Source organism: Gemmatimonadota bacterium (assembly GCA_016713785.1).
Taxonomy (GTDB): Bacteria; Gemmatimonadota; Gemmatimonadetes; order Gemmatimonadales; family GWC2-71-9; genus JADJOM01.
This window is the reverse complement of the sequence record JADJOM010000001.1, coordinates 333,307-357,821: the sequence shown is the minus strand read 5'-3', so window position 1 is coordinate 357,821 and position 24,515 is coordinate 333,307. Positions and strand designations below refer to the sequence as shown.

Annotated in this window: 19 protein-coding genes; 14 read left to right on the top strand and 5 right to left on the bottom strand. The window is 72.7% G+C overall.

Features of this window, described 5'->3' with window-relative positions:
* Positions 1 to 32 precede the first annotated feature (32 nt).
* From IPJ95_01540 to IPJ95_01520, 5 genes are read left to right on the top strand one after another with little or no spacing between them, the layout of a single operon-like run.
* Entirely contained in the window at positions 33 to 224 is a 192-nt protein-coding gene (locus tag IPJ95_01540) for a hypothetical protein (protein MBK7922300.1), read from the top strand.
* Positions 215 to 1,783 carry a GMC family oxidoreductase gene (locus tag IPJ95_01535; protein MBK7922299.1) on the top strand — a complete coding sequence of 523 codons (1,569 nt, stop codon included), beginning with the start codon at positions 215 to 217 and terminating at the stop codon, positions 1,781 to 1,783. The genes IPJ95_01540 and IPJ95_01535 overlap by 10 nt, the downstream gene beginning before the upstream one ends.
* A 38-nt stretch (positions 1,784 to 1,821) precedes the next feature.
* The gene (locus tag IPJ95_01530; GenBank protein MBK7922298.1) at positions 1,822 to 2,883 is read left to right on the top strand and encodes a VOC family protein; all 1,062 of its coding nucleotides are present in this window, start codon (positions 1,822 to 1,824) and stop codon (positions 2,881 to 2,883) included.
* A 19-nt stretch (positions 2,884 to 2,902) separates the two neighbouring features.
* Positions 2,903 to 3,355: a GNAT family N-acetyltransferase gene (locus IPJ95_01525; GenBank protein ID MBK7922297.1), complete on the top strand. Its 453-nt coding sequence runs from the start codon at positions 2,903 to 2,905 to the stop codon at positions 3,353 to 3,355.
* Positions 3,356 to 3,405: 50 nt separating this feature from the next.
* Positions 3,406 to 4,506, top strand: coding sequence for a glucose 1-dehydrogenase (locus tag IPJ95_01520; protein MBK7922296.1), 1,101 nt, complete (start codon positions 3,406 to 3,408; stop codon positions 4,504 to 4,506).
* A gap of 81 nt (positions 4,507 to 4,587) precedes the next feature.
* On the opposite strand, the gene IPJ95_01515 is transcribed toward IPJ95_01520, so the two are convergent.
* The 3 genes from IPJ95_01515 to IPJ95_01505 form a co-directional block, all read right to left on the bottom strand.
* Positions 4,588 to 5,061 carry a YHS domain protein gene (locus tag IPJ95_01515; GenBank protein MBK7922295.1) on the bottom strand — a complete coding sequence of 158 codons (474 nt, stop codon included), beginning with the start codon at positions 5,059 to 5,061 and terminating at the stop codon, positions 4,588 to 4,590.
* 97 nt (positions 5,062 to 5,158) lie between these two features.
* Positions 5,159 to 7,837, bottom strand: coding sequence for a tetratricopeptide repeat protein (locus IPJ95_01510; protein MBK7922294.1), 2,679 nt, complete (start codon positions 7,835 to 7,837; stop codon positions 5,159 to 5,161).
* A 7-nt stretch (positions 7,838 to 7,844) separates the two neighbouring features.
* Positions 7,845 to 8,384 (bottom strand): sigma-70 family RNA polymerase sigma factor, encoded by a 540-nt coding sequence (locus tag IPJ95_01505; protein MBK7922293.1) that lies wholly within the window; start codon positions 8,382 to 8,384, stop codon positions 7,845 to 7,847.
* A gap of 129 nt (positions 8,385 to 8,513) precedes the next feature.
* Here IPJ95_01505 and IPJ95_01500 point away from each other — a divergent pair, with 129 nt between their 5' ends.
* The 7 genes from IPJ95_01500 to IPJ95_01470 all read left to right on the top strand — a co-directional run bounded on the left by IPJ95_01500 (position 8,514) and on the right by IPJ95_01470 (position 16,218).
* Entirely contained in the window at positions 8,514 to 9,458 is a 945-nt protein-coding gene (locus IPJ95_01500; protein MBK7922292.1) for a hypothetical protein, read from the top strand.
* Between the two features lie 42 nt (positions 9,459 to 9,500).
* Positions 9,501 to 10,385 carry a LemA family protein gene (locus IPJ95_01495; GenBank protein ID MBK7922291.1) on the top strand — a complete coding sequence of 295 codons (885 nt, stop codon included), beginning with the start codon at positions 9,501 to 9,503 and terminating at the stop codon, positions 10,383 to 10,385.
* A gap of 67 nt (positions 10,386 to 10,452) precedes the next feature.
* Positions 10,453 to 11,526, top strand: coding sequence for a bifunctional DNA-binding transcriptional regulator/O6-methylguanine-DNA methyltransferase Ada (gene ada, locus IPJ95_01490; protein ID MBK7922290.1), 1,074 nt, complete (start codon positions 10,453 to 10,455; stop codon positions 11,524 to 11,526).
* Between the two features lie 136 nt (positions 11,527 to 11,662).
* Positions 11,663 to 12,202, top strand: a complete 540-nt coding sequence (locus tag IPJ95_01485) for a hypothetical protein (GenBank protein MBK7922289.1) — start codon at positions 11,663 to 11,665, stop codon at positions 12,200 to 12,202.
* Positions 12,203 to 12,260: 58 nt separating this feature from the next.
* On the top strand, positions 12,261 to 12,677 hold the full coding sequence (locus tag IPJ95_01480; protein MBK7922288.1) for a hypothetical protein: 417 nt from the start codon (positions 12,261 to 12,263) through the stop codon (positions 12,675 to 12,677).
* Complete coding sequence (locus IPJ95_01475) at positions 12,677 to 14,830, top strand: TonB-dependent receptor (GenBank protein ID MBK7922287.1); 2,154 nt, start codon at positions 12,677 to 12,679, stop codon at positions 14,828 to 14,830. Before IPJ95_01480 ends, IPJ95_01475 begins: the two co-directional genes overlap by 1 nt.
* An 11-nt stretch (positions 14,831 to 14,841) precedes the next feature.
* Entirely contained in the window at positions 14,842 to 16,218 is a 1,377-nt protein-coding gene (locus IPJ95_01470) for an FAD-dependent oxidoreductase (GenBank protein MBK7922286.1), read from the top strand.
* A 99-nt stretch (positions 16,219 to 16,317) separates the two neighbouring features.
* Here IPJ95_01470 and IPJ95_01465 read toward each other — a convergent pair whose 3' ends face one another.
* Positions 16,318 to 17,682, bottom strand: coding sequence for an aspartate aminotransferase family protein (locus tag IPJ95_01465; GenBank protein MBK7922285.1), 1,365 nt, complete (start codon positions 17,680 to 17,682; stop codon positions 16,318 to 16,320).
* Between the two features lie 96 nt (positions 17,683 to 17,778).
* Positions 17,779 to 19,236 carry a CoA-acylating methylmalonate-semialdehyde dehydrogenase gene (gene mmsA / locus IPJ95_01460; protein MBK7922284.1) on the bottom strand — a complete coding sequence of 486 codons (1,458 nt, stop codon included), beginning with the start codon at positions 19,234 to 19,236 and terminating at the stop codon, positions 17,779 to 17,781.
* Positions 19,237 to 19,395: 159 nt separating this feature from the next.
* Between mmsA and IPJ95_01455 the strand changes: the two genes are divergently transcribed.
* Both IPJ95_01455 and IPJ95_01450 read left to right on the top strand, forming a co-directional pair.
* Positions 19,396 to 21,030 (top strand): hypothetical protein, encoded by a 1,635-nt coding sequence (locus IPJ95_01455; protein ID MBK7922283.1) that lies wholly within the window; start codon positions 19,396 to 19,398, stop codon positions 21,028 to 21,030.
* A gap of 49 nt (positions 21,031 to 21,079) precedes the next feature.
* Complete coding sequence (locus IPJ95_01450) at positions 21,080 to 24,442, top strand: hypothetical protein (GenBank protein MBK7922282.1); 3,363 nt, start codon at positions 21,080 to 21,082, stop codon at positions 24,440 to 24,442.
* Positions 24,443 to 24,515 lie beyond the last annotated feature (73 nt).

Genomic DNA, 24,515 nt, shown 5'->3' with positions numbered 1-24,515 from the left:
GCCGCGGGCGTTTACGGGGCAGGAGGAATCCCATGCCCGATACGCTCGAGGCCCGCAGCATCCTGGTGGATGCCCTGCTCGCGGGCCATACCCTGCTCACCCGGCGCGAGGAAGGCTGGATCGCGCAGGAGATCGACGCGACGGGCCGGCTCCGGCCGGCCCAGCCGCACCCCGCCGACCCGGCCGACATCGCCTGGCGCGGGAGGCACGCCCCATGTCACTGAACCACTACGACGTCATCGTCATCGGCTCGGGGGCCGGGGGCGGCACGCTGGTGCACCGGCTGGCGCCGAGCGGCAAGCGGATCCTGCTGCTGGAGCGGGGGGGCTACGTCCCGCGGGAGCGGGAGAACTGGAGCACCCGCGCGGTGAACCTGGAGGGCCGCTACAACACCCGGGAGGAGTGGCGGGATGCCGCGGGGAAGCCGCTGCACCCCCACACCAACTACTTCGTGGGTGGCAATACCAAGTTCTACGGCGCGGCGCTCTTCCGCCTGCGTCGTGAGGACTTCGGGGAGCTGCGGCACCACGGCGGCGTGTCACCCGCCTGGCCGATCTCGTACGACGAGCTCGAGCCCTACTACACCCAGGCCGAGCACCTCTACCAGGTGCACGGCGTCCGGGGCGAGGACCCGACCGAACCGCCCGCGAGCGCGCCGTACGCCCACCCGCCGGTGTCCCACGAGCCGCGGCTGCAGCAGCTGCACGAGGACTTCGCGGCGCAGGGGCTGCGCCCCTTCCATGTGCCGATGGGGGTGATGCTCGACGAGCGGGAGCCCCGCCGGAGCGCCTGCATCCGGTGCGCCACCTGCGACGGCCACCCCTGCCTGGTGAACGCCAAGTCCGACGCGCAGGTGGTCTGCGTGGACCCCGCGCTGGCGCGTCCCAACGTCACCCTGCTCACCGGCGCCTACGTCTCACGCCTGGAGACCGATGCCGCCGGCCGGCGGGTGACCGCCGTGCAGGTGGAGCGCGACGGCCAGCGGGAGCGGTACTCCGCCGACGTGGTGGTAGTGGCCGCCGGCGCGATCAACTCCGCCGCGCTGCTGCTCCGCTCGGCCTCCGACCGCCACCCGCGCGGGCTCGCCAACGGCTCCGACGTGGTGGGGCGGCACTACATGGGGCACATCAACTCCGTGCTCATGGCACTCTCCAAGTGCCCGAACCCGACGGTTTTCCAGAAGACGTTGGCGCTGAACGACTTCTACTTCGGCTCGCCGGAGTGGGCCTACCCGATGGGCCACATCTCGTTCGTGGGCAAGCTCGACGGCGACACCCTGGCCGCCGGCGCGCCCGTCATCGCGCCGGGGTGGACCCTGGAGCTGATGGGCCGGCACTCGCTCGACTTCTGGCTCACCTCCGAGGACCTCCCCGATCCCGACAACCGGGTCACCCTCGACCGCGAGGGCCGGATCGTGCTGAGCTACCGCCCCAACAACGAGGAAGGCCACCGGCGGCTCACGGCCAAGCTCAAGCAGCTGCTCGAGGGCCAGCGGGCCTGCGGTGTCCATGGCCACGAGTGTCACCAGGGCGTCTTTGCGCGGAACCTCTTCCTGGGCCAGCGCATCCCGCTCGCGGGCGTGGCGCACCAGAACGGGACCATCCGCTTCGGCCACGACCCGAGGACCTCCGCCCTCGACCCGCACTGCCGGGCCCACGAGGTGGACAACCTCTACGTGGTGGACGGCAGCTTCTTCCCCTCGAGCGGCGCCGTGAACCCGGCGCTCACCATCATGGCCAACGCGCTCCGGGTCGGGGACCACCTGCTCGGGAGGCTCGCATGAGCGGGCTGACCGCGCGGATGGATGGCTGGCGGGCGCGGATGCTGGTGGCACTGGCCGGCGGCACGCGCTCCCTGGTCTGGTACTACCTGCTCTCGACACTCTGCCTCGCGTTGCCCGCGACGGCCCAGGCCCCGTGGACCGGCCCGGGCGTCGGGCTGCCGGCGGCGCAGGCGGTGCCGGTGGTGGGGCTCACGGTGAGCGACATGGACCGCTCCCTGGCATTCTATACCTCGGCGCTGCCGTTCACGGTGGTGGCCGACACCGAGGTGGCCGGCCGTCGCTGGGAGGAGCTGACGGGCGTGTTCGGGGTGCGCCTGCGGCTCGTGCGGCTGCGGCTGGGCGAGGAGCAGCTCGAGCTCACGGAATACCTCGCGGCCTCGACCCCAGGACGGCCCGCGCCGATCGACGCCCGCAGCCACGACCGCTGGTTCCAGCACGTGGCGATCATCGTCCGCGACATGGACAGCGCCTACGCTCGGCTCCGGGCCCACCGGGTGCGGAGCGCCTCCACCGGTCCGCAACTGCTGCCCAAGTCCATTCCGGGGGCCGCCGGCATCCGCGCCTTCTACTTCAAGGACCCCGACGGCCACCCGCTCGAGATCCTGCAGTTCCCCCCCGACAAGGGCGACCCGCGCTGGCACCGTGGCCACGGGCTGTTCCTCGGCATCGACCACACCGCGATCGTGGTGGCGAGCACCGACCGGAGCCTCGCGTTCTACCGCGACCTGCTCGGCCTCCGAGTGGCGGGGGAGAGCTACAACCAGGGCGAGGAGCAGGAGCACCTCAACAACGTCGAGGGGGCGCGGCTGCGGATCACCGGCCTGCGCAGCCCGGCCGGCCCCGGGGTGGAGCTGCTGGAGTACCTCGCGCCGACCGACGGCCGCCCCTATCCGGCCGATGCCCGGCCCAACGACCTCCTGCACTGGGAAACGACCATCGCCGTGACCCGCCTGGACGCCGTGCTCGCCCGGCTCGACTCGGCGGGCGTGCCGCGACTCTCCCGGGCCCCGGCCATGCTCGGCGCCCGGAACCTCGGCCTGGGCGACGGCGTTCTGGTGCAGGATCCCGATGGTCACGTGGTGCGGCTCATCGACCGGTAGTCCGGTCCTGGAGGCAGCGATGGCGACCCAGTTCCAGCAGCTCGGCCCCGCGGATGCCGACCTCCTCGCCGGTCACCTGGTACGGTGGCGGCGCCTCGAGGGCATCTCCCTGGAGCCGGCCCACGCCGCGCGCGAGGCGGCGCGCATGCTCGGCGATGACCAACTCTGGCACGCCTGGCTGATCCGCGCCGCCGACCGGACCGTCGGCTACCTCGTGCTCCGCTTCCGCCACGCCGGCCCCTTCGAGCCGCCGCTGGCCCACCTCGCCGGGATGTACGTCGAGCCCGCGGCGCGCCGTCAGGGCATCGCCCGCCAGGCGCGCGCGCTCCTGCTCGACCTGGGCCGCTGGCTGCAGGTGCGGGTGATCGCCGATGACTTCACCCGCGAGGACTGCCACGCCGAGCCCTTCGCGCGCCCCGCGACCATCGCACCGCGCGGCCCCGCATACCTTCCCCGGCGAGCGATCGCATGACAGGCACCCTGGCCCCCCGCGAAGCAACCTCCTTGAGCGCCGTCGCCACGATGCAGGCGGTGGCGGTGATCCCGGGCCGCCCCGGCTCCGCCCACCTGACGACCCTGCCGCGCCCCCGGGTGGCGGACGTTCCGGGGGGCCGCGGAGTGCTGGTCCGGGTGCTGCGCGTCGGGGTGGACGGCACCGACAAGGAGATCAATGCCGCGGAGTACGGCGCCGCGCCGCCGGGCGAGGACGTGCTGGTGATCGGGCACGAGAGCCTGGGTCGCGTCGTGGAGGTGGGACCGATGGTCACCGAGTGCGCGCCGGGCGACCTCGTCGTGGCCACGGTGCGGCGGCCGGGCCACAGCCTGTACGACGTCATCGGCACCAGCGACATGACCACCGACGACACCTACTTTGAGCGCGGCATCAACCTGCGGCACGGCTACCTGGCCGAGTACTACGTGGACGACGCCGAGTTCCTGGTGAAGCTGCCGGCCTCGCTCGGGGAGCGGGGCGTGTTGCTCGAGCCCACCACCGTGGTGGAGAAGGGCATCGCGCAGGCCTGGGAGATCCAGCGGCGCCTGCGGGTCTGGCGCCCCCGGAAGGCCGCGGTCATGGGCGCCGGCACCATCGGCCTGCTGGCCGCGATGGCGCTCCGGCTCCGCGGGCTCGACGTGACGGTGTTCGGGCTGGAGCGCGCGCCGTACCTCAACGCCGAGCTGGTCGAGGCGCTCGGGGCGCGGTACTGCTCCACCCGCGACCTCCCGGTGCTCGATGGGGCGGCGCGGCACGGCCCCTTCGACCTGGTCTTCGAGGCCACCGGGTTCTCCCCCATCGTGTTCGAGAGCATGCAGGCGCTCGCGAAGAACGGGGTGCTGGTGCTCTCGAGCGTCACCGGCGGCGACCGCCGGGTGGAGGTCCCGGCTGACCGGATCAACCTCGAGTTCGTCCTGGGAAACAAGGTGATGGTGGGGACGGTCAACGCCAACCGCGAGTACTTCGAGGCCGGCGTGGGCGACCTGGTGCGCTGCGAGGCGCAGTATCCCGGATGGCTGGCGCGCCTGCTCACGCATCCCGTGGAGGGCCTGGCCCACCACGCCCAACTGCTCAGCCTGCTCACCATGGGCCAGGGTGTCATCAAGGCGTTCTGCCGCGTCGCCGACTGAAGGGGCGACGGCGTGGCGGACGGACACGGCTCTCCCCATTGCCGGGGAGGGCCGTCGTCCGTCGGGGCCGGGGCGGGGGCGCTAGCGCCGCGGCTGGTCCTTGAGGCCCGGCCAGTTGGCATCCGCCTTGGCTACATAGCCAGGGATGTCCTTGAGCCAGCGCCCCTGCACCCCCTTGTCGTAGTTGAGGTAAAGCCGTCCCTCCACCAAGGTGAAGGCCTCGGGATCGACTTTCACCTTGTACCCGCGGGAGACGCCATACGCGCAGTAGCCGCCGTAGGCCGGGAGGTACGGCGCCGGGTCGGCCGCGAAGGCATCCCGGTGCGCGGCGGTGCTGAAGCGATAGGTGGCGCCGTCATGCTGCACGATGAGGTCAGCGGTGCCGGGCACCGCGCGCTGGTCCTCGTGGTACGCCACCGCGTCGTAGCCGCCCAGTGCCACGCCGGCGCGGTCGGTGTTGATGGCCTGGCCGCCGAGCCGCAGGGGCAGCACGAGAAGGAGCAGGGCGGCGGCGCGGAGCGTCAGCCGCCGGGTCTGAGCTGGGTCGGGGTGCATCGCGGGACCTCCTGGGGTGATGCCGCCGCCGGACCGCCCGGCGGCTGCTCCTCCGGAGACGTCATGCGCCCGCAATTGGTTCCCTGGACCGCCTCCGCTAGGTGGCTGGCCGCGCCACCGCAGTGGCCGGGGGAATGGTATCCGCCAGCTCGGCGTGGAAGCGCGCCGCCTGGGCCGGCTCGCCGAGCGAGTCGAAGGCGGCCGCGAGGTCCTTGCGGGCGGCGCGGAGGAAGGAGGTCGCGGGGTCGGTCTGGCGGACCAGGATGTCATAGCCCGCCCGGGTCTCGACGGTGGCCTCGCGGAATCGCCGCTGCCGCAGCAGCGTGCGGCCCAGCTTGATGTGGCCGATCCCGGCGTTGACGTGCCCGGGCGAGAGGACCGCGTCGTAGATCGCGATGGCCTGCCGGAACAGGTCCTCCGCCGTGTGATAGTCCTTCTTCTCCGACAGCACGCTGGCCAGGTTGGACATCGCCACCGCGACGAACTGGTGCTGCGTGCCGAACACCTGGCGGTAGATCGCCACCACCCGGCGGAACCGCGCCTCCGCCAGGTCGAGCTCCCCCGCGGTCCAGGCCGCGTTGCCGAGCTCGTTGAGCGCCTCCGCCACCTGCGGGTGCACCGGCCCGAACACCCGCTCCTGAATCGCGAAGGCCCGCTCGAGGGCCGCATTGGCCTCGGGGAGCTTCCGCTCATAGGTGAGGGCGCGGCCCAGGCGCGTGAGGTTGGCGGCCACCTCCGGGTGATCCTCGCCATACCACCCCTCGGTGATGGCCAGCGCCTGGGCGTACGAGCTCTCGGCGGCGGCATAGCGTCCCAGCATCACCTCGATCTCCCCCAGGCTCGCGAGGTCCGTCGCCACCTCGGGATGCCGGCGGCCGTAGCGCTGCTCGTGCAGCGCCAGCACCCGGCGGCCGAGCGAATCGGCGGCCGGGTAGTGGCCGGCGTAGAAGTGGGCGTTGGCCAGCTCCCGCAGGTGCGCCGCGCGGTCGGGCGCGGCGTCCCCGGCGGTGGAGTCGCGTCGCACCACCTCGCCGAGGATCCCGATGGCCTCGTCGTAGCGGCCGCGCTTCTGGAGGACCTGGCCCAGGGTGACGGTGGCGTCCACGACCGTGGGGTGGTCGGCCGGGAGCGACGCGCGGGCGCTGGCCAGTCCACGCCGGACCAGGGCTTCCGCGTCCTCGAACCGGGCCTGGTCGAGCCGGAGGCGGCCCAGCGCCACATCGACGCGGGCCAGCGCCGGGTCCTCCGGGCCCAGGCGCGCGGCGCGCTGCGCCCGCGCCTTCGCGATGAGCGAGTCTGCCCGGTCCAGCTTGCCGAGCCGCTGGAAGACCGAGCCAAGCGTGAGGTAGAGCTCCTCCTGTACCTCCGGTTCGCGGTCGAGGGTGCCCGCCTGCTGCACGCCGCCCTCGAGCAGGGTCACCACGCGCAGACTGTCCGCCGGCGCCACGTCCTCCTCGCCGCCCTGGAAGAGGTTCAGCATGAAGCGCTGGATCTGATCGGTACGCGCCGCCTCGGCGAGGGCGGCGTTCCGCGCGCGTGCCAGCCGCAGGGTGTAGAAGGCCACCAGGCCGATCACCAGCAGCGCGATCGTGACCCCGGAACCGACGGCCGCGGCATGCCGGCGGACGAACTTCCCCAGCCGGTAGCCGACGGTGTCGGGCCGGGCCTCGAGCGGGCGGCCGTCGAGGAACCGGTCCACTTCGGCCAGCAGTGCATCCACCGTGCGATAGCGCCGCGCGGGGTCGGCGCGCATGGCGGTGAGGCAGAGCACGTCGAGGTCGGCCCAGGCCCCGGCGCCCAGCGCCGACCAGAGGTCCCCGGCCCGCGCCGCCGTCTCCCGGGCCGCCACCGAGGGTCGCGGCGGCTCCTGCGCGGCGATGATGGCCGCCGCCTCGTCCGGGGAGCGGCCGCTGAGGTCGTGGGGCAGGCGGCCCGCGAGCAGCTCGTAGAGCACCACCCCGAGCGAGTAGACGTCGGAGTGCACCCCGACCCGGCCCCCGCGGAGCTGCTCGGGGGCCGCGTAGGCGGGGGTGAGCGCGCGCAGCCCGGTGCGGGTCTGGTCGGCCGGGAGGTCCACCGCCTCCAGCTGCTTGGCGATGCCGAAGTCGAGCAGCTTCACCACGCCGTCGGCGCGCACCATGATGTTGGAGGGCTTGAGGTCGCGGTGAATCACCGCGTGCTGGTGGGCATGCCGGACCGCCTCACACACCGTCCGGAACAGCGCCAGCCGCTCCCGGATGCCGCACTGGTGGCTGCGGCACCAGGCGGTGAGCGGCTCGCCGTCCACGAACTCCATCGCGAACCACGGCGTCCCGTCGGGCAGGGTGTCGGCATCGTAGAGCCTGGCGATGCCGGGATCGTTGAGCTGCGCCAGGGTGCGCTGCTCGGCCAGGAACCGCTCGCGGCGGCCCGGGGAGAGCCAGGCGTCGGGGAGGATCTTGATGGCGGCCTGGCTGCCGAGGTCGGCGCGATCGGCGAGGTACACCACGCCCATTCCCCCCTCGCCCAGGATCCGCAGCAGCCGGTAGGGCCCGAACAGCTGGCGGCCCAGCATCGCCTCGTCCAGCCGGCCGATGACGGCTTCCGCCGCGGGGCCCACGCCACGGTCCAGGATCGAGTCGCCCCGCGCGTCCTGCGCCAGCATCCCCAGCACGTCGCCGACCAGCGCCTCGTCTCCCTCCGCGGCGTCCTCGAGGAAGGCCCGCCGCTCCCCGTCGGGCAGCGGCAGCGCCTCGTGGAACAGCGCCTGGACCCGGTCCCAGCGTGCCCGGTTCATCGCGGCCTCACCCCTGCGCGCGGAGGGCGTGGGCCAGCCAGGCGCGCGCCGCGCGCCAGTCCCGCAGCACCGTGGCCTCGGAGACGCCGAGCCACTCGGCGATCTCCGGGATCTCGAGCCCGCCGAAGAAGCGACCCTCCACCATGGCCGCCTGGCGCGGGCTGATCGTGGCCAGGGTCTCCAGCGCCTCGTGCAGCTGCAGCATGTCCTCCCCCGAGGCGGCGGGATGGGCCAGCGCCTCGTCGAAGGTCACGTCCGGGATCCCGCCCCCGCGCTTGTCCGCGGTGCGCCGGCGCGCCGCCTCGACCAGCACCTGCCGCATCGCCCGCGCCGCCACCCGCTTGAACTCGGGGCGCGAGAGCCGGCCCACCGCCGGGGAGGCCGAGAGCTTGAGCCATGCCTCGTTCACCAGCGCGGTGGGCGTCAGGGTATGCGAGGACTCGCCCCGGCGCACCGCCGTGGCAAGGCGCCGCAGCTCTTCGTAGGCCGCGGCGAACAGCCGGTCAACGACCTCCCGGTCGCTGTCCGGTAGTGGATCGGTAGTCATGAACGGGTTCCCGTGCCCCCAACCTACCCCGGAATCCCGATTGGGCCAGTCGCCGCTTCGTTACATCGCGGATGACGGTTCTGGCGCCCGGACTGCGCATGGCGGGAGGAACCCTTCCTGGAGTCCCTCATGCGCTGGATCCGATGGGCCGCGGGCACGCTGGCCGGTTTCGCGGCGGTGGCTGGTTGTGGCGGGAGTGGTGGATCGACCGGTCCCGGCGGCGGCGGCGGCGGCGGCGGCGGTGGGGGTGGGGGCGGGGGCTCCGGCGGGATCTCCGCCGTCATCGACGGGGTGCCTTGGACCAGCGCAACCGTCTCCGAGGATGCCCAGGTCGGGACCTTCGGTGTCATCCTGATCCAGGGGTCGCAGAACGGCACCACGATCCAGATCGTGCTCTACAACGTCGATTCCGTGGGGACCTACCGGCTGGGCATGGGGGGCACCAACGTCGGCGGATACGCGCAGGTCACCGACCTCCTGCCGCGCGGCTGGAGCACGCCTCTCTCGGGCGCGGCCGGGACGGTCACCATCACCACGCTGACTGCCGGGCACATCGTCGGCACCTTCGCCTTCACCGCCGACTCCCTGCTCGGCGCGGCGCTGGGGCAGCGGGTGGTGACCAACGGCCAGTTCGACCTGCTGCTGGGCGGGACCCTCGCCACCCTGCCGGACAACTACGGCAGCCGGCTGGACGGCACCGTGGGCGGCGCGGCGTGGCACGCCGCCACGGTGGTCATGCAGCTGCAGAGCGGCACGCTGGTCGTCGGCGGCAGCAACACCGCCTACTCCATCTCCATCGCCAAGACGTCGTTCGCCGGCGTGGGTACCTACCCGCTCGGCAGCGCGCCCGGGGATCCCGTGGTGGTGATGAGCGGCCCGTGGACCAACCCCAACGGGCCGGTCAACTGCTGCTGGGGCGGAGGGACGGGCAATACCGGCACCCTCGAGATCACCAGCCTCACGGCCACCCGGATCCAGGGAACCCTTTCGGCCACGCTGGTGCCATCGCCGGCCACGGCCGCCACCACGCCGCTCACACTCTCCAACGTCACCTTCGATATCGGCCGGCCCTGACCGGCCGGTCGCCCCTTCGCCCTCACGCCTGGAGTGTCTGCCATGTGGGACGTCATCACCGGACTCTTTTCGCTGGTCTTGTGGATTGCCCTGCCGCTGGTGGCCTTCGCGGCGTGGACCTACAACAAGCTGCAGAAGCAGGCCCAGGAGGTGCGCGAGGCCACCTCCAACGTGCAGGTGGCGGTCAGCAAGAAGCTCAACCTGGTCAACCAGCTCGGCGACATCGTCAAGAGCTTCCAGGCGAGCGAGCAGTTCACCCACATGAAGCTGGCCCAGGACAACAACGCCACCGCCATCGCCGTGGCGTACGCCCAGTCGGGGCAGATGCTCTCCACGCTCCTGGCCGCCGCGGACCGCGCCCCGGAGTTCAAGGCCAACGAGCAGTACCACCGGCTGGTGGACAGCATCCAGCACTGCGAGCTGGACATCCAGCAGGCGCGCTCCGCCTTCAATGCCACCGTCAAGCACTACAACAACGCCTACCTGGCGTTCCCCACGGTGCTGGTGGCGCCGTTCCTCGGCTTCTCCAAGGCGCCATACCTCGAGTTCGACATCTCCGGCAACGTGGACGCCACCGCGCTCAAGTCGTTCCAGACCGATGACGGGGAGCGGCTCAAGCAGCTGCTCGCCTCCGCGGGCGGCCACCTCGCGGACGCCACCCGGAGCATCGCCGGCCAGGCCGGGCAGGCCGGCAAGCTGATCGCCGGCGGGGCGGGGCAGGCGGGGAAGCTGCTCGCGGCCAAGGTCACCGAGCGGACCGCCGTCACCTACTTCTACCTCCCCAGGGGTGGCGTCCCCCGCGGGCCGGTGCCGTTGCCCACGGTCCGGGAACTGATCCAGCGCGGTGAGCTCGAGGCCGATGTCCTCGTGGCGCGGGCCGGCTCGGAGGACTGGCAGCCCCTGGCCGCCGTGGCGTCCGAGGGCTGACCCGCGGCCGAGTTCCACCGCAACATCCGGATAGCCCCGGGTTCGCCCGGGGCTTATCCTGTTGCCCATGCCCACGGAACGACGCCCCGGAGACACGCAGGCCTGGCACGCGGTGGAAGCCCGCGACCGCGCCGCCGACGGACGCTTTGTCTACGCCGTCCGCAGCACGGGGATCTACTGCCGCCCTTCCTGCCCCTCGCGCCGGCCCCGGCGGGACAACGTCACGTTCTTCGCCACGCCGGCCGCGGCGGTGGCCGCGGGCTTCCGCGCCTGCCGGCGCTGCCATCCCGACCAGGATGCCGTCACCTCCACCGAGCGCGCGGTGGCGCGGGCGCGGGCCCACCTCGACGCCCATCCCGACACGCGGGTCAGCCTCGCCGAACTCGCGCGGGCGGCGGGACTGAGCGCCGGTCACCTGCAGCGGAGCTTCAAGCGGGTGATCGGGGTCTCCCCCCGGGAGTATGCTGCGGCCCGCCGGGCCGAGCGGCTGCGGACCGGGCTGCGGCAGGGGGGCACGGTGAGCCGCGCGGTCTTCGAGGCGGGATTCGGGTCGGGCAGTCGGGTGTACGAGGCATCGCATCGCCTGCTGGGCATGACGCCCGGCCGGTTCAAACAGGGAGGCAGGGGCATGCAGATCCGCTATTCGATCGTGGCGTCGCCGCACGGGCGCCTGCTGGTGGCCGCCACCGATCGCGGCGTGGCCGCGGTGCTGCTGGGCGACCGCGATGCCGGCCTGGCGCGCGACCTCCACGCCCAGTTCCCGGCGGCGGGCATCACGCGCGTGGACGCCGGCGACGCGTGGCTGCGGGGGCTGGTGCGCCGGGTGGCCGCGGAGGTGCGGCGGCCCGGTGGGCCCGGGGCCATCCCGCTCGACCTCCAGGGCACGGCCTTCCAATGGAAGGTGTGGCAGGCCCTCACGGCGATCCCCGCGGGTGAGACCCGGACGTACACCGAGCTGGCCCGGAGCGTGGGGCGGCCCCGCGCGGTCCGCGCCGTGGCGAGTGCCTGCGCCGCCAACCGCGTGGCGGTGGTGGTCCCTTGCCACCGGGTGATCCGCCGTGACGGTTCGCTGGGCGGGTATCGCTGGGGCTTGCCGCGAAAGGCGGGGCTGCTCGAGGCCGAGCGACACGCGGCGGGGTAGGCCTCCGCCGCGGGTCTTGCCCCGCGCCCGTTTCCCGCGCTACTTACCCCCGCATCCATCCAGTCTGTCACCTTCCCGGCGCGGGGGAGTTTCCATGATCAGTCGCACCTTTCTGCTGGCGGGCCTCACCGGCTCGCTGCTGACGAGTGGCGTACGGGCCCAGGTGCCCAGCGCGGAGGCCCAGATCGCCGGCGCCGTGAGCGCGGCGCCCGAGGGGCTCCGCGCCGCCGCCACCGTCCTCGGCTACCGCAACTACCACCGGATGGACATTCTGCGGCAGGGCACCAACGGCATCATCTGCCTGGCCGACGACCCGAGCGTGGAGCGGTGGCAGACCTCCTGCTATCACCAGGACCTCGAGCCCTTCATGCGGCGCGGCCGCGAGCTGCGCGACCTGGGCCTCTCCCACGCGCAGATCGACAGCGCGCGGCAGGCGGAGGTCGACGCCGGCATCCTCAAGATGCCGGACGGCCCGCGTGCCCTGTTCAACCTCTACGCGCCGGCCGACAGCGTGGACCAGGCCACGGGCCTCGCCCGCGGGACCTCCCGACTCGAGGTGGTCTACACCCCGTACGCCACCAGCGAGACCACCGGCCTCCCCACCCGGCCCGGCAACGGCCTGCCCTGGCTGATGTACCCCGGGAAGCCGTGGGCCCACATCATGATCATGCACTAGCCGCGACCGGCCCGCGCCGGGCCGCTCCCGACATCCACCCGCCCCCTTCGGAGAACTCATGCGCCTTCGTCGCGTCGGATTCACGCTGCTCGCCGCGCTGCTCGCCGGCGGTACCCTCGCCGCGTGCGGCGGCGACAGCGGCGGCCCGAGTGGCCCGGCTCCCGACCTCACCGGCACCTGGACGATGGTCAACCTGAACATCGTGGGGACCAACGTGCCGGGCGCCACGGGGACCTTCGTCTTCACGGCCGACTCGATCGACATCGCGCTCGACGTGCCGGGCCAGGGGTCTTTCGGCGGCGCCGGCACCTACACCCTCACGGCCAGGAAGATCACGGTCGACACCGACGCCCCGCTCATCGGGCAGGCGACCGGCTCCTACACCCTCCGCAGCTCCGACGTGGTCGAGGACACCCTCTACGCCAACCTGATCGCCCAGGGCCAGCAGGTCTCGGTGGCCGTCACCCGCCCGTAATGCGCCTGGCAGTCCTCCGCCGCCATTCGCTGCACCTGGCCGGCCTGCTGCTCCTCGCGGCGGGCCGGCTCGCCGCTCAGGAGGATGCCGCGCTGCTCACCGGCCGGGTGACCGATTCGGCCACCGGGCAGCCCATCGAAGCGGCGACCGTGCTCCTCCGCGGCACGATGCTCCGGGCCACCACCGGGGTCCGGGGCGAGTTCCGCCTCTTCCCCGTGCCGAGCGGCCCCCAGGTCCTGACGGTCGCCGCCATCGGCTACGGGACCGTGCAGGTGACGGTCCGGGCGGTGCCGGCGGGCCGGACCGAGGTGACCGTGGCGCTGGCCCAGGCCACCATCGAGCTGCCGGGCATCGTGGTCACCGCCAGCCGGGGCGAGGAAGCCCAGGGCGAGTCGCCGGCCAGCGTATCGGTGGTGGGCGCGCGGGAGCTGGCGCAGCGCAACGTCACCACGATCGACGAGGTGCTGCCCTTCGTCCCCGGCGTCACCTTCAACAACAGCGACGTGGCCATCCGCGGATCCACCGGCATCGCCAACGGCGTCGGCAGCCGGGTCCTGATGCTGCTCGACGGCCACCCGGTGCTCACCGGCGACGGCGGCGAGATCGACTTCGAGGCGATCCCGCTGCTCGACGTGGAGCGGGTGGAGGTGGTGAAGGGCGCCTACTCCGCGCTGTACGGCAGCAACGCCCTCGGCGGCGTGGTGAACCTCATCACCAGCCCGGTCAGCGAGCGCCAGGAGACCGTGGTCCGCGCCCATCTCGGGCTCTGGCAGGTGCCCGGCCGCTACCGGTTCACCGACGAGCGGCTCACCGCCCAGGGCGTCGGCCTCCAGCACTCCCGCCAGCTGGGCGGCGTGGGGGTCCGGCTGTACGCGGCGCGAGAGACGACCGACGGCTTCACTGACAACGACGCCAGCCGCCGCTGGCTCTTCCGCGCCAAGCTCGCCTCCCGTCCCGGGGTGGCCCACCCGTGGGACGGCTACGCCATGCTCGTCCGCACGGTGGACTACTCGTTCTTCACCTGGCGCGCCGCCGACCGCCCCTTCGAGGTGGACACCGCCAGCCGCGGCGACAACGAGCAGACCTGGAAGTTCCTGAGCGGGTTCAGCGTCACCCCGCTGGTGCGGAGCCGGACGCTGCTGCGGGTGAGCCCCTACCTCAACTACAACAGCCTCACCAACGACTTCCGCGCCAACGCGGACTACCATCGTGCCCTGAAGGCCGGCGGCACCGTGCAGCTGGCCGTCACTCCCCACGACGGCCAGGTGGCCACGCTCGGCGCCGACGGCGGCTTCACCCGCGTCACCTCCAACTTCCTGGGCGGGCGCGACCTCGCCGACGCCGGCCTCTTCGGTCAGTACGACGTCCGCCTCGCGCCGCGCCTCAAGCTCGTGGCGGGCGGGCGGCTCGACTACCACCGCGCCACCGGCGGCGAGGGCGAAGTCACGCTCTTGCCCAAGCTCGGCCTCACGTGGCGCGTGGCGGAGCAGCTCCACCTGCGCACCTCGGTGGGCCGTGGCTACCGTGCGCCGAGCGCCATCGAGCAGTTCGTGAACACCACCCAGTTCGGCTTCCGCGTGGTGCCGAATCCCGGCCTCAGGGGCGAGCGCGCCTGGACCGGGGAGGTCGGCGTCACCGGCACCCGCGGCCGGGTCTGGTTCGACGCCTCGGTGTTCCAGAGCGAGTACCGCCGCCTGATCGCCCCGGGCCCCTCGGGCCAGCTGTTCGTGTTCCAGTTCCAGAACATCGAGCGCGCCCGGGTCCGCGGGCTCGACGCCGGGGTCCGGGTGCGCGTGGTGGACCGCCTGCTCGACTTCCAGGCGAGCTACCTCCTGCTGGGCACCGAGGACCTCGCCCGCGGCACCGAGCTGCCCTACCGCTCGCGCCACACCGTCACCGGCACCGCGGGCCTGCTCGGCGGCCTCCTCGGCATCGACGTGCGCTACCGCTCGCGGCCGGAGGAGGTGCTCGTCTATCCGCTCGATCCGCGCAAGGACATCGTGGTGGTGGACCTGCGGCTGGGCTACCGGGTGCTCGGCACCGGCCTGCAGCTCAAGGTGGGCAATCTGTTCCAGCACGAGTACACCGACGTGCAGGAGCGGACGCCGGGACCGCCGCGCAGCATCAGCCTGACGGCCTTCCGCGGGTTCTGAGCCGGCCGCCGATGCGCCCCATCGAACAGGCCTGCTACTGGCTGGCGCGGCTCCCCGCCCGGGAGCCGGCGCCGCTCGCCGCCCCCGCCGAGCACGACATCGTCGTGGTCGGCGCCGGGCTCACCGGGCTGTGGACGGCGCTGTTCCTCAAGGAGCTCGACCCCGGCCGCGACGTGGCCGTGGTGGAGCAGGGCATCGCCGCCTACGGCGCGAGCGGGCGCAATGCCGGCATGCTCTCCGAGACCGTGGACCACAGCCATGGCCTCGCCCTCCAGCATTTCGGGCCGGTGGAAGCCACGCGGCTGGCGACCCTGGGCGAGCAGAACGCGGCCGAGCTGGTGGCCTTCATCCGGGACCGCGGCATCGCCTGCGACTGGGAGCCCAGCGGCCGGCTGATGGTGGCGCTCACCGAGGCCCACCTCGAGGAGGCCGGGCGCAGCGTGGAGCTGGCGGAGCGGCTGGGCATCCGCACCTTCCGGCTGCTCTCCCGTGAGGCGGTGCAGGGGGAGGTGCATTCGCCGCTGTACCTGGGCGGGGTGGCGGTGGCGGGGGGCGGGATCCTCGATCCGGCGCGCTTCACCGACGGCCTGCGGCGCGAGGCGGAACGGGCGGGCGTGCGCGTCTACGAGCGGACCACCGTGGAGTCACTGGCGGAGGCCGGGGCGGGCGTGGCCCTCCGTGCCAACGGTACCGTGCTCCGGGCCCGCCGGGCGGTGCTCGCCACCAGCGCGTACAGCCATCACCTGCTGCCCGGCCTCACCCACCGGTTCATCCCGCTCTATGACTACATCATGGTGAGCGAGCCGCTCTCCCCGGCGCAGTGGGAGACCCTGGGCTGGCGCCACCGTCAGGGGGTGACCGATGGCCGCACCTTCTTCAATTACTACCGGCCCACCGCCGACGGGCGGGTACTCTGGGGCACCAGCGAGGCCACGTACTACAGCGGCAACCGGGTGGACCCCTCGTGCGACCACTCCCCGGCACACTACGAGTCGCTCCGGCACAGCTGGCGGCGCCACTTCCCCGCGCTGGCCGACCTGCGGTGGGAGTACGAGTGGGGCGGGGCCATCTGCTCCACCACCCGGCTCACCCCCTTCTTCGGGCGCGCGCTGGGCGGCCGGGCCTGCTACGGGCTCGGCTTCACCGGGCATGGTCTCGGCAGCACCCGCCTCGCCGGCCGCATCCTGGCGCACCTCGCGCTCGATCGTGCCTCCGACCTGCTCGGCCTCTCGCTGGTCACCAAGCCGCCGTTCCCGTACCCCCCGGAACCCCTGCGCGGGCTCGCGGTGCGCGCCGTGACCGGGGCGCTCCGCCGGGTGGATGCCGGTGAGCCGCCAAACTTGATGCTGCGGCTCCTCGAGCGGATGGGACTCGGCTTCTCGAGCTGACGTCGAGGCCGCCGCGTGGCCGCGGGAAGTGAGAAACGGGAAACGGCACTCATGCCGTTGCCCGTTTCCCGTCTACCGCGTCCCGTTCCCCACGGCACCTCAGCCCGCGCGGACCTTCCCCAGGGCGAGGTCGAGCGCGTCGAGCGCGAAGTCCACGTCGGCCGCGGTGAGGCACATCGGCGGCTTGATGCGCAGGGTGTTGCCGTCCAGTCCGCCCTTGCCGATCAGGATGCCGAGCTCGCGCAGGTGCTCCATCACGGCGAGCGCCTCCTCCCGCGCCGGCTCCTTCGTGGTCCGGTCGCGGACCAGCTCCACGCCGATCATCAGGCCCAGGCCGCGCACGTCGCCGATGAGCGCGTGGCGCCGCTGCAGCTCGAGCAGGCCCGCGCGCAGCCGGCCCCCGACGGCCTTCGCGTTCTGCTGCAGGCCATCCTCGTCGATCGCGTCGAGCACCGCCAGGCCGGCGGCCATGCTCACCGGGTTGCCGCCGAAGGTGTTGAAGTGGATCCGCTGGGTGAGCTTCTCCGCGATCTCGCGCCGGGTGGTCACCGCCGCGAGCGGTGCGCCGTTGCCGATGCCCTTGGCCATGGTCACGATGTCGGGCACCACCCCGAAGTTCTGGAAGCCCCAGTAGTGCTCCCCCGTCCGGCCGAACCCGGTCTGCACCTCGTCGGCGATGCACACGCCGCCCGCCGCCCGCGCCGCGGCGTAGGCCTCGGGCAGGTAGTTGGACGCGCCGTGGGTGGCCCCGCCCACGCCCTGGATCGGCTCGGCGATGAATGCCGCGATGCGGCCCGGGGTGGAATAGCGCACCAGCTCCCGGATGTCCTGCACGCTCTTGCTGGCGATCTCCTCGGGCGTGCCGGTGAACGGGCTCCGGTATGGGTCGGGGCAGATGGCGTGGTGCACCCCGCTGTTGAGCTGCTGGGGGAACTTCCAGGTATGGTGGCTGGTGAGCGGCATGCTCGCCGGCGAGCCGCCGTGATAGCTGTTGCGCACCGCGATCACGTCGTTGTGGCCGGTGTAGGCGCGCGCCAGCAGGATGGCCAGGTCGTTGGCCTCGCTGCCGCTGTTGGTGAAGTAGGTGACGTCGAGCCCCGGGGGCATCTTCGACGCCAGCTTCGCCGCCATCCGGGCAAAGTTGGGGTGCAGGTAGATCGTGGTGGTGTGGGCCAGCGTGGCGAGCTGCTCCTGCATGGCCCGCGTCACCTTCGGGTGGCAGTGCCCCACCGACACCGTGACGATGCCGGCGAAGAGGTCCAGGTACCGCCGGCCGGTCTCGTCGAAGAGGTACTGCATGTGCCCCTCGACGATCATCAGCGGCTCCCTGTAGAGCGTGAAGATCGCGGGGTTCGTGTACTGCTGCCGCAGGGCGAGCACCTCGGCCCGGCTCGGCCCGGTATAGGGCCGGGGGCGGTGGTCGCACGGGGGCATGGCCGGGCGGGCGGGTGCCGTGGCGGTCATGTGGTGTCCTCTCTGCTTCCGTGACGCCTGCCGGGGGTCCTCCAGGGATGGCCCCCACTACATGCCGGTGAGATCCCCGCTCACCCGTCCGTCGTGCTACCGGCTCATCCAGTTGGTGCCGGCTTCCCGGTTCCACTTGGTGGTGATCTTCTTGGTCTTGGTCCAGAACTCGAGGCTGCTCTTGCCGGTGATGTCGCCCACCCCGAAGCGGGAGTCGTTCCACCCGCCGAAGCCGAACGGCTCGCGCGGGACCGGCACCCCGACGTTCACGCCGACCATCCCGGCGCTGGCCCGCTCCATGGCGGCCCGCGCCGCGCCCCCGGACTCGGTGAAGATGGAACAGGCGTTGCCGTACGGCGAGGCGTTCTCCACCGCCAGCGCCTGGTCCAGGTCGGGGGTCCGCACGATCGCGAGCACCGGCCCGAACACCTCCTCCTGCGCGATCTTCATCTCCGGCCGCACGTGGTCGATCACCGTCGGCCCCACGTACCAGCCGCCCGCCTTGCCCGGCACGGTGGCGCCGCGTCCATCGACCAGCACCGTGGCGCCCTGCTGCTCCGCCTCGGTGATGTAGCCCTCGATCCGTGCCTTGGCCGCCGCGGTGATCACCGGACCGACGTCGCGGCCCGTGACCATCGTGCGGGCCTGCGCGGCGAGCTGCTGGACGATGTGATCGGTGGCCGAGACCGCGACCATCACCGAGGCCGCCATGCAGCGCTGCCCGGTGCACCCCGCCATCGCGGCGAGCACCCCGCCCGCGGCCATCTCGGGGTCGGCGTCGGGCATGACGATCACGTGGTTCTTGGCCCCGCCCAGGCAGAGCGCCCGCTTGAGGTTGCCGGTGGCGCGACGATAGACGGCCTGGGCCACCCTGGTGGAGCCCACGAAGGTCACCGCCTCGACCGCGGGGTGGTCGCACAGCGCTTCCACCACCTCCCGGTCGCCGTGGACGATGTTGAACACCCCGTCCGGCAGCCCCGCCTCCTTGAGCAGCTCCGCGATCCGCGCCGCCGAGAGCGGCACCACCTCGGAGGGCTTCATGATGAACGTGTTCCCCAGCGCGATGGCGTTAGGGATCGTCCAGTGCGGCACCATCGCGGGGAAGTTGAACGGGTTGACCGCGGCCACCACGCCGAGCGGGTAGCGCTCCAGCCGGCACTCGACGCCGCGGCTCACCTCGAGCACCTCACCCGCCACCAGTTGCGGCAGCGAGCAGGCGAACTCGGTGAGCTCGACGGCCTTGAGGATCTCGGCATCGGCCTCGCCGGCGATCTTGCCGTGCTCCTCGGTGATGAGCGCGGACAGCTCCCGCAGGTGCCGCTCCAGCAGGGCCTTGTAGCGGAAGAACACCTGCACCCGTTCCTTGATCGGGGTGCGCGACCAGCCGGGGAACGCCGCGCGGGCGGCCTGCACCGCCGCCTCCACCGTGCTCCGGTCCCCGAGGGGCACCCGGGCCAGGACGCTGCCGTCGGCGGGGTTGTGGACGTCCTGCAGGCGGGGGCCCCCGGGCGTGAACTGGCCGCCGAGGTAGTGCCGGACATCGGGGTACTTCACGGAGCACCTTCGCGGGTCGGGGGCGATGATGTGCGGGGTCGGGGGAGTCTGTCCGTCTACCGGGGGCTTGTCAACACGGTGGCCCGGGGCTTGCCCCCTTGCGCCCGGCGGCGAGTCTGCCGATAGTCAGGAACATCCCTCTAACTGCAGGCCCGGCACATGGATACCAACCCGATGCTGACCGGCGCGGCGCGCCGCGCGCGGTCAACGTTCTGGCAGTTTCCGCTCCTTCTGGCGATCGGCGGGAGCCTCGTCGTCGCCTGCAGCAGCAGCGACAAGGGTGGCAACGGCCTAGAGCCCGGCGTCGCGGCCGCCATCGATATCCTGACCCAACCGCCCGTCGGCGCCACCAACCGGGCCGCCATCGGTGGCAGCGTCGTAGTCCAGGTGGTCGACATCAATGGTGATCCAGTCGACACCGCCGGGATCAGCATCACCGCCGCCCTCCAGGGCGGGGGGGCGCTGAGTGGCACCACGGTCGTCGCGACCGATGTGAGCGGCCAGGCCACCTTCAGCAGCCTCACCATCACCGGCCACGTGGGCGACCGGCAGCTGGAGTTCACCTCCGGCGCCCTGGTCGGGATCACGTCAGGGGACATCACCCTGACCGCCGGGACCGCCGCGCGCCTGCTGCCCAACAGCAATCAGAACCAGACCTCGCTCAAGGGCCAGCCGGTTGCCACCCGGCCCGCGGTCAAGGTCACCGACCTCGACAGCAACGCCGTCGCCGGCGTCGCGGTCACCTTCGCCATCACGGTCGGCAACGGCTCGGCCACCGGCCTCACCCAGAACTCCGCCACCGACGGCCTGGCCATCGTTGGCAGCTGGACGCTGGATACCGCGGCCGGCACCAACACCATGACCGCCAGCGCGGCCGGCCTGACCGGCAGTCCGCTGACCTTCAACGCCACCGGCGCGGCCGTCGTCTCCAACTTCACGATCGACCTGCGCTTCCTGGGCAGCGGCACCGCCAACCAGCAGGCCGCCTTCACCGCGGCCAAGGCGCGCTGGGAGCAGGTGATCACCGGCGACCTGCCTAACATTCCCATCACCCTGCAGAACGACACCCAGTGCTCCGGCGGCACCCCGCTGAGCGTGGCCGGCACGGTGGATGATGTGGTGATCTTCGCCGACCTGGTGCCCATCGATGGGGTGGGCAACATCCTCGGCGCGGCCGGTCCCTGCTACATCCGCAGCCAGGCGCAGAACGCGCTCACCATCGTGGGCTACATGAAGTTCGATACCGCGGACCTGGCCAACCTCGAGGCGGGTGGCGACCTGGCCGACGTCGCGCTGCACGAGATGGGGCACGTGCTCGGGTACGGCACCCTGTGGGACCAGCCGCCGCATGGCCTGACCAATACCCTGACCGGTGGCAATCCGTTCTACCTGGGGAGCAACGCCAACGCCGCCTACCTCACCGAGGGCGGGGCCGGGTCCGTCTCGCCCGCGGCCTGTGGCGCGGCGGTCCCCCGCTCAGCCGTGCCGCTGCAGGCCACCGGCGGCGCGGGGACGGCGCTTTCGCACTGGGAAGAATGCGTCTTCCAGAGCGAGGTCATGACCGGCTACATCTCCGGCAACGCCCGGCCGCTCAGTCTCACCTCGATCCAGTCGCTCGCCGACCTCGGCTACACCGTGAACGCCGGCGCGGCCGATGTCTTCAGCCTCGGTACCCAGCCCACGGTCCGGGCGGGGGCGGAGAAGCGGATCGACCTGCGCAATGACATCCTGCGCAGTCCCATGGTCCAGGTCGACTCCCAGGGCCGGGTGCTCCGGATCATTCGGCGGCAGTAGGCCCGCGGCGGGTCTGGACAGGGGGCGGGGCGCCACGTAAATCCTGACGATGGCGCCCCGCCTTCGTATTGTCCCCCTGGTGCTGCTGCTCCTCGGCCCCGCGTGCGGTGGGGGCGGGGATTCCACCGGGCCGTCCGGCGGAACGCCGGTCGAGCTGCGCATCCTGACGGAGCCCTCGCCCAGCACCCGCAACCGGGCCGACTTCCCGCGACAGCCCTCGGTGCAGCTGTTCGACGCCAGCGGGCGGGCGGCGTCGGTGGCGGGGATCGAGGTGACCGCCTCCGTGGTCGCCGCGACGGCCCAGCTGGCGGGGCCCACGACCGTGGGCACGGACGCGGGCGGACGGGTGCAGTTCACCGGGCTCTCGCTGCAGGGGCGCGGCAGCGCGGTCCGCCTGGTCTTCGCGGCCCCCGGGGTACGCCCCGACACCAGCGCCGCCATCCTCATCAACGCCGGCAACCCTGCCCTCCTCGTCAGCATGGTCGGTGATACGCTTGGCGAGGTGCCGGCCGGCGGCATCGCCTCAGCCAACTTCTTCTTCCGCCTGACCGATGCGGATGGCAATGGGGTCGGGGACTTCCCGGTCACCTGCCGGGTCCTGACGGGTGGAGGCACGGTGTCGAGCCCCCAGGCCACCACGCAGGCGGCCAGCGGCAATGTCACCTGCGGCCAGTGGCTCGCGGGCGGCCTTGTCGGGCTCCAGGGGGCCGAGGCCCGCACCGCCGCGGCGCCGTTCATCGCCGAGACGGTCCTGGTGCGCGTCCGCACCGGTCCGCCGGCGGGGGTCGCCGTGGTGAACGGGGACCAGCAGGCCGTGCCCGTGGCCACGGCGGTGCCGGTCCCGCCCACAGTCCAGGTCCGCGATCAGTTCGGCAATCCCGTGAGTGGCGTGCCGATCCTGTTCTCCCCGGCCTCCGCGGCCGCCGGCAGCGTGTCCGGGGGCAGCCAGGTCACCGACGCGCTGGGCCGGGCCACGGTGGGCGGGTGGACCGTCGGTACCCAGGCGGGGACCGTGAGCCTCGCGGTCTCCCTGCAACCCTCCGGGGCGATCCTCGGCTACGTCCCCGCCACGGCGCTCCCCGGCCCCCCCGACGCCATCGCGCCGGTCCCGCCGGCCACCGACACCCTGGTCGCCCCGACGTCGTATGCGCTCTCCGGCCTGGCGTTCGAGGTGCTGGATGCCTACGGCAACCGGGCCCCGGGGGTACCCGTCAGCTTCACGCCGGCCGCCGGCGCGGTGGATTCGGCGGTGACCACGACTGACCTGTCGGGGCGCGCCACGCCGGGGCTGTGGCACCTCGGTCCCGCCGCCGGCGTCCAGACGCTCACGGCCTCCGCCGGCACGGCAAGCGTCGTCCTGCCGGTCCGGGCCCACGGCGGCCGGCTGCTCCTCCGGGTGGCGGGGGACAGCCAGGCGGTGGAGGTCGGCACGGCGCCGCCGGTGACCCCGATGGTGCGGGTGACCGACTCGGCAGGCACCCCCGTGGCGGGCGTCCCCGTGCGCTTCGTCGCCGGGCCGGGGACCGGCACCTACACCGGCCCCGCGGAAGTCCGCACCGACGCGCTCGGTGAGGCCAGCGCTCCCGGATGGACCGTCGGCACCGTGCGGCTGGCGGGTAGCGAGCTGGTGCCCCGGGCGCTTGGACTGGCCGGCGACAGCGTACCCTTCGTGGCGCTGCTCCAGCCCGGCCCGCCCACCGGCTGGGCCATCCTCCATGCCCCTGTGGTGGGCCCGGTGAATGCCACGCCGGGGGTGCTCCCTGCCGTCCGCGTCACCGACCGCTTCGGCAATGGCGTGCCCGCCCAGCCGGTCACCTGGACGGTCCGCACGGGAGGCGGTCGCCTCACCCAGGCCGACTCGCTCAGCGACACCCTCGGCACGGCCGTGGCGGTGTGGGTGCTCGGCACGGTGGCCGGCGCCAACGAGCTCGTGGCGCGGACGCCCCTCTTTCCGGTCGACAGCCTGCGATTCCTCACGCAGGGACTCCCGGGGCCGCCCGACAGCCTCACGGTCGCGCGTGGGGCCGGGCAGGTGGGTGCCGTCCGCCGGGCGCTCCCCACCCAGCCGCTCTTCACCGTGCTGGATGCCTACGCCAATCCCATTCCCGGCGTACTGCTCGAGTTCTCCGTCGTGGTCGGCGGCGGTACCATCGAGCAGTCGTTCGCCGGTACCGACCTGAACGGACGCGCCAGCCCCGGGCAGTGGACCCTGGGACCGGTGCGCGGGCTGCAGCGGATCCGCGCGGTTGTCTACGATGTCCCGACGCTCTCCATCGACCTCGACGCCACCGGTGTCCAGCCGCCCCCCGCCGCGCTCACGGCCACCGGCGGGTCCTTCCAGACCGTGCGGGTGGGCGCGCCCTCCCCGATGCCGCTGGCGGCGCGCCTCACCGACAGCCTCGGCTTCGGCATCGGCGGGGACACGGTTCAGTACACCATTACCAGCGGTGGTGGCAGCCTCACCTCCTCCATCGCCATCACCGACACCGGCGGCGTGGCCCGCCTCACCGGGTGGATCCTCGGCAGCGGCACCAATACACTCACGGCGGTCCACCCGGCGCTCCCCGGCTTCCCCGCGCAGTTCACCGCCACCGGTGTCCCCGATACCTCGGGGTACCAGGTCACCCTCAACGCCGTGACGCCGCTGAGCGGGACCGTGCAGGCCGCCTTCGACGCAGGCACCGCGCGCTGGCAGGCGCTCATCGTCGGCGATATCCCGGACGAGACCGTGACGCTGGCCGCGAACAGCTGCTTCACGGGGCAGCCGGCGTTCTCCGGCACGGTGGACGACCTGCTCCTCTTTGCCTGGGTGGCCCCGATTGACGGTGCGGGCGGCATCCTCGGCGGGACGGGCATCTGTGCCCAGCGGACCGGGACTTCCCTGCCGTCGGTCGCCGCCATCATCCTCGACCAGGCCGACCTGCAGGTCTTTGGCAGCCTGGTCCCCGACATCGTCCTGCACGAGATCGGGCACGCCGTCGGCATCGGCGCGATCTGGCAGGCGCGCGGCCTGCTGGTCGGGGCCGGCAGCCCCGCCCCCCGGTACACCGGCACGTTCGGGCGGCTCGGGTACTGGGCCATCGCCGGGGCCGTCGGGACGCCGATCGTCCCGGTCCCCGTGGAAGGCAGCATCTCGCCTCCCGGCAGCCGGGATAGCCACTGGGAGGAGACGACCTTCGACAAGGAGCTGATGACCCCGTACATCGACGGGGGAACCGACCCACTCAGCCTGCTGACGGCGGCCTCGTTGATCGACCTCGGGTACGTCGTGGACCTCGCCGCGGCCAACGGCGCCTTCGCCCTCCTGCGTCAGGGCCCACCGTCCGGCCGTGTCCTGCATCCCGGCTGGGAGCTGGTCTTCCCCGGCCCCATCCCCCCGGGTGTGACCCACGTCCCCCCGCCCCCCCGCTGAGCCACCCCCCTCACACCCCACCTGTGCCCCCAGTCACCGCCCTTTCCCCCGCCGGGTAGCACCTTTCCCTCCA

What these genes read in the sequence shown, in the direction of transcription:
- ada (MBK7922290.1), top strand. Translation starts at nt 10,453, where the DNA reads ATGCCCACGGAACGACGCCCCGGAGACACGCAGGCCTGGCACGCGGTG.
- IPJ95_01520 (MBK7922296.1), top strand. Translation starts at nt 3,406, where the DNA reads ATGCAGGCGGTGGCGGTGATCCCGGGCCGCCCCGGCTCCGCCCACCTG.
- IPJ95_01530 (MBK7922298.1), top strand. Translation starts at nt 1,822, where the DNA reads ATGCTGGTGGCACTGGCCGGCGGCACGCGCTCCCTGGTCTGGTACTAC.
- IPJ95_01510 (MBK7922294.1), bottom strand. Translation starts at nt 7,837, where the DNA reads ATGAACCGGGCACGCTGGGACCGGGTCCAGGCGCTGTTCCACGAGGCG.
- IPJ95_01470 (MBK7922286.1), top strand. Translation starts at nt 14,842, where the DNA reads ATGCGCCCCATCGAACAGGCCTGCTACTGGCTGGCGCGGCTCCCCGCC.
- IPJ95_01475 (MBK7922287.1), top strand. Translation starts at nt 12,677, where the DNA reads ATGCGCCTGGCAGTCCTCCGCCGCCATTCGCTGCACCTGGCCGGCCTG.
- IPJ95_01540 (MBK7922300.1), top strand. Translation starts at nt 33, where the DNA reads ATGCCCGATACGCTCGAGGCCCGCAGCATCCTGGTGGATGCCCTGCTC.
- IPJ95_01515 (MBK7922295.1), bottom strand. Translation starts at nt 5,061, where the DNA reads ATGCACCCCGACCCAGCTCAGACCCGGCGGCTGACGCTCCGCGCCGCC.
- IPJ95_01535 (MBK7922299.1), top strand. Translation starts at nt 215, where the DNA reads ATGTCACTGAACCACTACGACGTCATCGTCATCGGCTCGGGGGCCGGG.
- IPJ95_01495 (MBK7922291.1), top strand. Translation starts at nt 9,501, where the DNA reads ATGTGGGACGTCATCACCGGACTCTTTTCGCTGGTCTTGTGGATTGCC.
- IPJ95_01500 (MBK7922292.1), top strand. Translation starts at nt 8,514, where the DNA reads ATGCGCTGGATCCGATGGGCCGCGGGCACGCTGGCCGGTTTCGCGGCG.
- IPJ95_01455 (MBK7922283.1), top strand. Translation starts at nt 19,396, where the DNA reads ATGGATACCAACCCGATGCTGACCGGCGCGGCGCGCCGCGCGCGGTCA.
- IPJ95_01505 (MBK7922293.1), bottom strand. Translation starts at nt 8,384, where the DNA reads ATGACTACCGATCCACTACCGGACAGCGACCGGGAGGTCGTTGACCGG.
- IPJ95_01465 (MBK7922285.1), bottom strand. Translation starts at nt 17,682, where the DNA reads ATGACCGCCACGGCACCCGCCCGCCCGGCCATGCCCCCGTGCGACCAC.
- IPJ95_01480 (MBK7922288.1), top strand. Translation starts at nt 12,261, where the DNA reads ATGCGCCTTCGTCGCGTCGGATTCACGCTGCTCGCCGCGCTGCTCGCC.
- IPJ95_01450 (MBK7922282.1), top strand. Translation starts at nt 21,080, where the DNA reads ATGGCGCCCCGCCTTCGTATTGTCCCCCTGGTGCTGCTGCTCCTCGGC.
- IPJ95_01525 (MBK7922297.1), top strand. Translation starts at nt 2,903, where the DNA reads ATGGCGACCCAGTTCCAGCAGCTCGGCCCCGCGGATGCCGACCTCCTC.